At 67.9% G+C, this 1,160-nt stretch carries 1 protein-coding gene; it reads left to right on the top strand.

Annotation, left to right across the window (positions count from 1 at the left end):
* Positions 1-1,160, top strand: a 1,160-nt coding sequence (locus A5686_RS20825) for an amino acid adenylation domain-containing protein (protein ID WP_156750161.1), incomplete at both ends; no start/stop codon positions are given.

Genomic DNA, 1,160 nt, shown 5'->3' with positions numbered 1-1,160 from the left:
CGGCGGTTGCTGTCGATTGATCTGCTCGATGACGATGAGCAGGTCGGGCTGGATGAGTGGGGCAACCGGGCGGTGTTGGGCCGCCCGTCGGTGTCGGTGTCGATCCCTGAGGTGTTTGCCGCGCAGGTGGCGCGCACGCCCGAAGCGGTGGCGTTGACCTGTGCGGGCCGCTCGGTCTCGTATCGGGAGCTGGACGAGGCTTCGAATCGGTTGGCGCACTTGTTGGTTGGGCGGGGTGCGGGTCCGGGGCGGTGCGTGGCGTTGCTGGTGCCGCGTTCGGCCGAGGCGATCGTGGCGATTTTGGCGGTGCTCAAGACGGGGGCGGCCTATGTGCCGATCGATCCCGCACTGCCCGCCGCGCGGATCGAGTTCATGATGGCCGACGCGACGCCCGTCGCCGCGCTGACGACGCAGGCGCTGGCCGATCGGCTGGACGGTTCTGCAGTGGTGGTAATCGATGTCGATGATTCGGCTGTGGGTCGCCAACGCAGCACTTCGTTGCCGACGGTGCCGGACGCCGATGATGTCGCTTACCTGATCTACACCTCGGGCACGACCGGTGTCCCGAAAGGTGTGGCAGTTGCGCACCGCAGCGTGACCGAGTTGTTGACCGCCGAGGCTGGTGGCCTGGCGGTCGGGCCCGGGCGGGTGTGGTCGCAGTGGCATTCGCTGATGTTTGACGTGTCGGTGTACGAGATTTTCGGCGCGTTGTTGTATGGCGGGCGGTTGGTGGTGGTGCCCGAGGAGGTGGCCACCTCACCGGATGACTTGCACGCCTTGTTGATTCGCGAGCAGGTCACCGTGTTGAACCAGACACCTTCGGCGGTGGGGGTGTTGTCGCCGCAGGGGTTGGAGTCGACGGCGTTGGTGGTGGCCGGTGAGGCGTGCCCGGTGGAGTTGGTGGCGCGGTGGGCGCCGGGTCGTGTGCTGATCAACGCCTATGGCCCGACCGAGGCGACGGTGTATGCGGCCGCCAGTGCGCCGCTGTCGGCGGGTGCGGGGGTGGTGCCCATCGGTTCGCCGGTGGCTGGGGCGGCGTTGTTCGTGCTCGATGGCGGGCTGCGGCGGGTGTCGGCCGGTGTGGTGGGTGAGTTGTATGTGGCCGGTGTCGGCGTTGCGTATGGGTATGCGGGTCGGGCGGGGTTGACGTCGTCGCGGTT

Origin of the sequence: Mycobacterium sp. E2479 (genome assembly GCF_001667925.1) — a bacterium.
In the GTDB taxonomy this organism is placed as follows: Bacteria; Actinomycetota; Actinomycetes; order Mycobacteriales; family Mycobacteriaceae; genus Mycobacterium.
This window is presented reverse-complemented; position numbering and strand designations above follow the sequence as displayed.